Origin of the sequence: uncultured Flavobacterium sp., assembly GCF_963922255.1 — a bacterium.
In the GTDB taxonomy this organism is placed as follows: Bacteria; Bacteroidota; Bacteroidia; order Flavobacteriales; family Flavobacteriaceae; genus Flavobacterium.
In genome coordinates, this window is record NZ_CAWUIC010000035.1 from 1 (window position 1) to 5,852 (window position 5,852).

Consider the following 5,852-nt stretch of genomic DNA (forward strand, 5'->3'; position numbering starts at 1 on the left):
GTGAGTAAATTTTTAAAGTAAACAACAATAAAATTAAACATATTTTCTTCATATTTCTTTCGTTTTTTCTACGTTCCGCGAAACTGACGCACAACGTGTTGCCGCTTGTGGCAGTTGCGTAAATTTATAACAAAAGATTACAAGTACAAAACTCCTCGTGGAATTTTCGGAGAAAATTCCGAACACACACCGAGCCTAGCAATTGCAACAAACGGCTGTTATGCACTGTGTTTATTCATTTATTTGCCAATTAGAGTAATTAAACCAAAACACTTTTCCAATTTTCATTATCTCTATTTTTCTTTTTTTAGGTTTTTCGTATTCTTGGGTTTTCTTATTGTAGATTAGCGAGTTAATGTTGTCGTAAGCAATAATGCCTTTTTTGTCGCAACTTTCAAGTAATTGTATTTTTATAGAATAATATTTTTCGTTTTTTTCAATGATTTGACCTTTTGCTATGCAAATATCCTCATCATATTTTATTTCTTGCTCATTAGAAATGTATCCATTAGGATATTTAAAGAATACAATTTCTCCTATTTTGTATTTTTCAAATTTCTCTTTTTCAAAAGCTTCGTTTTTCTCTTTAACTTCTTTCCAATATTTTTTTGAGAATTCAACTTGTTCTTCCAATTTTATGTCTTCTTTTCTCAGATATCTTTCATAACTAGTCAATATTGTTCCAGACATATCATCAGCATGATAGATTCCTAAACCATTAAAATAGTTTGATAACCTAGAACCTCCCCAAAGTCCCCAATTGTTTCTTAACCACATTCCAAAACCGAAATGCATTCCCTTTTTAAGTTTTTCTAATTTAATAGACGTACTGTCTTTCCATATTTTGTTTATTTCTAAAAAACTGTCTTCAAGATTTTTCGGAATATAAACACTATTTAAGGTGTCAGCTGTATATTTTATTAATTCTTCAGCTTTCCTTTTTTTTTCTTTAATTTGAAAAGGTAGTAAAATTGCTTTTTCGTCAAATTTTCCATTAAGTAAATAACTTTTAAAAGCAATAAGAATTGCAATTTCTTGTTCTTTAGGTATGTTGATTCCTTTATTGTCAAAATACTTAACAATTTTTGGACTAGGAACACTGTCATTTGTCCAATTTGAGATTTTATTATAGTGACCACCCCAAGGTCGAATAAGATAAATTAAACTGTCATTATTGGTAATTTTTATTTTTTCTTGTAAATCATTAGGGCAATCTTTGGAGAGTAACTTAACTGCTGTTTTTAGATTTTTAGGCGCGGCTTTTTTTTGCCCATAATTTGCTAAAGGTAAAAGTACTGATAACATGATTATAAGCAGTAAGTTTTTCATAACATTGTGCATAACGTTTTGCGTGTATGAGAAGTAGCGGATTTAAAAGCACTTCACTTTCAGTTTGGGACTGACTTTTATTAAAGGCACTGACCTTTGATTTAGCACTGAACCCGCTATTTCTTATACACGCTGTTATAGCCAGTGCTTTTTCGTCCATTTGCTCAATTTTAGTTTTGTTTTTGTCTGTCCGTTTATTTTGACATATTCTTCTTTAAATGGTATTGCGGATTTTAAAACAGTCCATCCAAATCCAATTTGTCTGTCTTGTCTTATTTCGTATTTTTTATATATTTTCAGTTGTCCTACAATTTCTATATCAACATCTTTGTTTTTAATCATTGCTGAAAAACCTCCAATTTGTGGTTGGTCAACCCAGTTTTGTTTTATTATAGATTGACTGAAATTAATTTCGTTTACACGCTTTATATAAACTTCTGCTACTTTAAAATCATTCAAGGTTGGTTTTGTCGGTAAGTCAATTGTTGTTATTGCAATATAATTTGTTCCAGTTGCAGTCTTTTGTTCGTCTGTCAAAACAAAAGCTCCACCATAGTTTCCGTTATCCATCAAGTAAGTTAAACAATCTCCTTTTTGATAAGTTGAGTTATAAAATCTTTTTTTAGTTCGTCTTTTGGGTTTGTCCTTTTCAATTTTAAGTTTAGATAAAAACTTACTTAAAACTTTTTCTCTTGCCTTTAAATCAGCAGGAGTGGCGTCCAACTCCTTCCAAATTCTGATGTCCTCGCCACTATTGATAATATGCTCAACTTTTGATAATATTTCTTTATCAAGTGCTTTGCATTCCCATTGTCCATTTGCAATAGCAAACCAAAAATTTGGAGCATCTTCTTCAAGATTTATTGTTTCTTGATTTTCGTAAATCAGTTTTTTTGTGATATCAGCTACAGAAAGTCCTTCATTATACAAGTCAATAAATTGCTCGTAAATGTCAGCGTAAGTGTCGTTAGAACTTATTCCTGTTCCCCAAGCTCCCATTTTAGATGTTTTTTATTTTAATTGTTATCTTCATTTAGCATTGGCTATAACGTTTTGCGGCTTTGTTTCAGTGGCTTGTGATTAAGCACTGACCAAAGCAAATATAAAACAAAATTACGAATCATAGAGGTTTTTCCGAAGGAAAAACCAAGCCCAAGCCATTGAACAAAACCGTTGTTGTGCGTTCGTTTTTATACTAACCTAAATATTGAATTGTTATTCTTTCAGGTTTAATGTTTGAATATATTGTTTTTATTCGTTCATTAATAATCTTTTCTATTTCGTTTGGATTTTTACCAACAGCATTTATATAATTATTTACTCCTTTAGGCTCTTCAAAATAGAGTAGAGTTCCATTTTCAGAAAGTTGTTTTGCAAATTGTTCATTTTCTATAGTCAAGGTTTTGTTTTTGTTAAAAAAGTGCAATTCCATAAAACCATCTAATTCATTTTCATTTAATCCTCTTGCAGCATAAAATTTTGCAGGAACAACTTGAAATAGAATTTGATCATCAACATAAATATTTATATGCAATTCAGAAATTCCGTTTTTTAAGGCTTGACTTATAACTTCTGAAACGCCTAATTCTTTTTTCTTTTTCTTAAATATTCCAAACATAGTTTTCAGTTTTTTGGCAATGACGCACAACGTTTTGCGGCTTTGTTTCAGTGGCTTTGATTAGACACTGACCAAAGCAAATATAGAACAAAATTACGAATCATAGAGGTTTTTCCGAAGAAAAAACCAAGCCCAAGCCATTGAACAAAACCGTTGTTGTGCGTTCGCTTTTTTATTTATTTAAATAATATTTGGCATTTTCAGGTTGATGTTTTTTCATATATTCATATTTTGTAATTGTGGTGTCTAATTTAATATAGCATTCATTTTTCTTTGCTGCTAACTCGTAAATTCCTATTTCTGGTAAAGCTTTAATAATTATTGTGTCTCCAGTAATTTCTACATCATATATTCCGTCTGTATTTGCTTTCAATATATTTTCTGTATTTCCCCAACGTTCCAAATCAATAAAGTCATGACCACTACTTATTTCACTTATACGATACCACTTTACAGTAATATCTTTTGATTTAAATACTTTTTCGTCTAAACGTTTATCACAAGAAACGCAAAAAGTAAAAATTATAAGAATAAATATTTTGTTCATTTTAGTTTTTTTTTTCTGTCGCACGTAAGTGACGCACAACGTTTTGCGGCTTTGTTTCAGTGGCTTGTGATTAAGCACTGACCAAAGCAAATATAAAACAAAATTACGAATCATAGAGGTTTTTCCGAAGGAAAAACCAAGCCCAAGCCATTGAACAAAACCGTTGTTAGCAATAGTTTAATTTTTAATTCTTGGGATTAAGTAAACGCTAAATGGGTCACTTTCGATTGTGTCTCCGACTTTTTCCCAAAGTTCAAAACCATCTTCTGATTTACCTAATTCAATAATTTTAAGTTTTAATTTTCTGTCATTTCGTTCAATAATTTTTGCAATAATTTTTACATTTCTCCCAGAAGCACCATTTTCATTTTTTTTCCATGCTCCAACACTTCCTAAAACAAGTCTATCTTTATAAAAATTTGAAAAATAAATTTGATTTAAACTATCTCTCTGCTCTTCGGGATGATTTTTAGCCCACCAAATATTTGCTGTATCTTTTCCAATTCTTGAAACTTCCCAATATTCTTTATAATACTTTTTCTGTTGCTTAAATTTAATTGGTTTGTCATTCAGTTTTCGGTGAAAAGTTGTCAAAATTATGCTACTCATATCATCTGGATGTTTTACACCATTTATTCTAAAATATGTTCTTAAAAGACTTCCTTTCCATAATCCTTTACCATTTCGCAAACCTTGACCCAAACCAAAATGATGTTTAGTTCCAGCTACTTCTTCAGGTGCAATTTTAAAATCATATTTTATTGTATCGTTTAGATTTTTTTCCATTTGGTTAATTGTTTTGCGAAGTCCAAATGGAACTGACTTTTTTGAACAGGATATCGTTATCAATAAAATTGTAATTATGTAAAATGGTTTTTTCATAAATTATTGCTAACGGTCTCGTATAACCGTCAGTTACGGGTTAATATGCGTTAATTTTCGGTTTGGCACAGACGTTAGCAATTCCGAGTGGATTCGGACGTAGTCGAATCCGCCGTAATTGCGGTTATACATTGTTGTATGTAGTGCTTTATTTTTCATCATACAATTCAGTCACTTTTTGTAAATCAGTCGAATCGTTTATTTCATAAAAATAATTCAATTGCCATTTTTGAGTTCGTTCAGCTTGTTTGTTTTTCGCAACATCCCATTTCGGATAAACTCGGAAACCTCTTTTCCCTTCTTTCTTTTCCGTTGACATAATTCCTTTTTTTACAAGCGTGGATTTTGGAAAGACAAACTGTCCAAATTCATTTTCAGTTCTCACGTTCACGGTATAAAAGTCAATTCGGTCGTTTTCGTTAAATGGCTCAATCGGTCCGTTTCCATTTCGTTTCCAAAACGTAACAAATTGTCCGACTTTTTTTGGTGTTATTTTAGCGTTTCTACTCAAAATATTCAGTCCGTTGAGTTGAAATCGACAAGCATTATATTCTTTACTTTCCATTTCGGTTTTGAAGTCCGAAATTTTAAGAGAGCATTTATCATAAATTTCCGATTTGATTTGGTTTAGATTTTTGTCCATTTGCTCAATTTTATTCGGTTTTTCAATTTCCTCTGTTTCGTTCCGGGCATTACATACAACGTTTGGCTGCTTTGCATCAGTGGCTTGTGATTCAAGACTGACCATAACAAATATAGACAAAATTTCGATTCGTAGAGGTTTTTCCGAAGGAAAAACCAAGCCCAAGCCATTGTGCAAAACAGTTGTTAGCTGCTGGCATTTTTTAAATTTTCTATAAACTTTCTTTCATTATCATCAATTCCCAAAACCATTAATGGTCTTCTTCCACGATATGGAATAACATTTATTAAAATCTCATTTTCTCTAATTATTATACTTACTTTCTTTCCATAATGTAAAATTCCACCGTTTCCAATTTCAGCTTCATACAATTTATTTGTTCTTGATATTTCATGCCAGCTATTTTCCTTAGCAGTAATATTTATTATTTCGTAAATTTTTGACAAGGGCAAGTCAGTTTTAATTTTTATTAATCTCAAACCAATTTTATTAATAATAAAAATTCCTGACGAAAACAAAATACTAAATGTAAATAAAAATTTTGTATCACTTTCTGATTTCATATATCCAAACATATATAAAAAAGAAACTAATAGAAAAAAAAATAGAGAAAATAAAAATATATGATAATAAATTAATTTATCTTTTAAAGTTAAGTTTAAAAACTCTTTTTTTATCATTTATTCAATTTAATTATTTTATTAAAGTTTGGAATTCAGCTTGCAGCTAACGTTTTGCGGCTTTGTTTCAGTGGCTTTTGATTAAGCACTGACCAAAACAAATATAAAACAAAATTACGAATCATAGAGGTTTTTCCGAAGGAAAAACCAAGC

Annotated in this window: 7 protein-coding genes; all 7 read right to left on the reverse strand. The window is 30.4% G+C overall.

Translation table 11 applies throughout. The annotated features are described in order from the left end of the window. Positions 1-231: 231 nt before the first annotated feature. On the reverse strand, positions 232-1,329 hold the full coding sequence (locus tag AABJ49_RS14080) for a DUF6794 domain-containing protein (protein WP_338378928.1): 1,098 nt from the start codon (positions 1,327-1,329) through the stop codon (positions 232-234). A 135-nt stretch (positions 1,330-1,464) separates the two neighbouring features. After that, positions 1,465-2,328 carry a hypothetical protein gene (locus AABJ49_RS14085; RefSeq protein ID WP_338378929.1) on the reverse strand — a complete coding sequence of 288 codons (864 nt, stop codon included), beginning with the start codon at positions 2,326-2,328 and terminating at the stop codon, positions 1,465-1,467. Positions 2,329-2,524: 196 nt separating this feature from the next. Next, entirely contained in the window at positions 2,525-2,947 is a 423-nt protein-coding gene (locus AABJ49_RS14090; RefSeq protein ID WP_338378930.1) for a hypothetical protein, read from the reverse strand. A 172-nt stretch (positions 2,948-3,119) separates the two neighbouring features. Further along, positions 3,120-3,494, reverse strand: a complete 375-nt coding sequence (locus tag AABJ49_RS14095) for a hypothetical protein (RefSeq protein ID WP_338378931.1) — start codon at positions 3,492-3,494, stop codon at positions 3,120-3,122. Between the two features lie 177 nt (positions 3,495-3,671). Beyond that, the gene (locus AABJ49_RS14100) at positions 3,672-4,376 is read right to left on the reverse strand and encodes a DUF6794 domain-containing protein (protein WP_338378932.1); all 705 of its coding nucleotides are present in this window, start codon (positions 4,374-4,376) and stop codon (positions 3,672-3,674) included. 148 nt (positions 4,377-4,524) lie between these two features. Continuing rightward, complete coding sequence (locus AABJ49_RS14105) at positions 4,525-5,124, reverse strand: MepB family protein (protein ID WP_338378933.1); 600 nt, start codon at positions 5,122-5,124, stop codon at positions 4,525-4,527. A gap of 80 nt (positions 5,125-5,204) precedes the next feature. After that, positions 5,205-5,699 carry a hypothetical protein gene (locus AABJ49_RS14110; protein WP_338378934.1) on the reverse strand — a complete coding sequence of 165 codons (495 nt, stop codon included), beginning with the start codon at positions 5,697-5,699 and terminating at the stop codon, positions 5,205-5,207. Positions 5,700-5,852: the final 153 nt, after the last annotated feature.

Excerpts from the sequence above, each read along its gene's own strand:
- AABJ49_RS14080 (WP_338378928.1), bottom strand. The coding sequence starts at position 1,329 with ATGAAAAACTTACTGCTTATAATCATGTTATCAGTACTTTTACCTTTA.
- AABJ49_RS14085 (WP_338378929.1), bottom strand. The coding sequence starts at position 2,328 with ATGGGAGCTTGGGGAACAGGAATAAGTTCTAACGACACTTACGCTGAC.
- AABJ49_RS14090 (WP_338378930.1), bottom strand. The coding sequence starts at position 2,947 with ATGTTTGGAATATTTAAGAAAAAGAAAAAAGAATTAGGCGTTTCAGAA.
- AABJ49_RS14095 (WP_338378931.1), bottom strand. The coding sequence starts at position 3,494 with ATGAACAAAATATTTATTCTTATAATTTTTACTTTTTGCGTTTCTTGT.
- AABJ49_RS14100 (WP_338378932.1), bottom strand. The coding sequence starts at position 4,376 with ATGAAAAAACCATTTTACATAATTACAATTTTATTGATAACGATATCC.
- AABJ49_RS14105 (WP_338378933.1), bottom strand. The coding sequence starts at position 5,124 with ATGGTCAGTCTTGAATCACAAGCCACTGATGCAAAGCAGCCAAACGTT.
- AABJ49_RS14110 (WP_338378934.1), bottom strand. The coding sequence starts at position 5,699 with ATGATAAAAAAAGAGTTTTTAAACTTAACTTTAAAAGATAAATTAATT.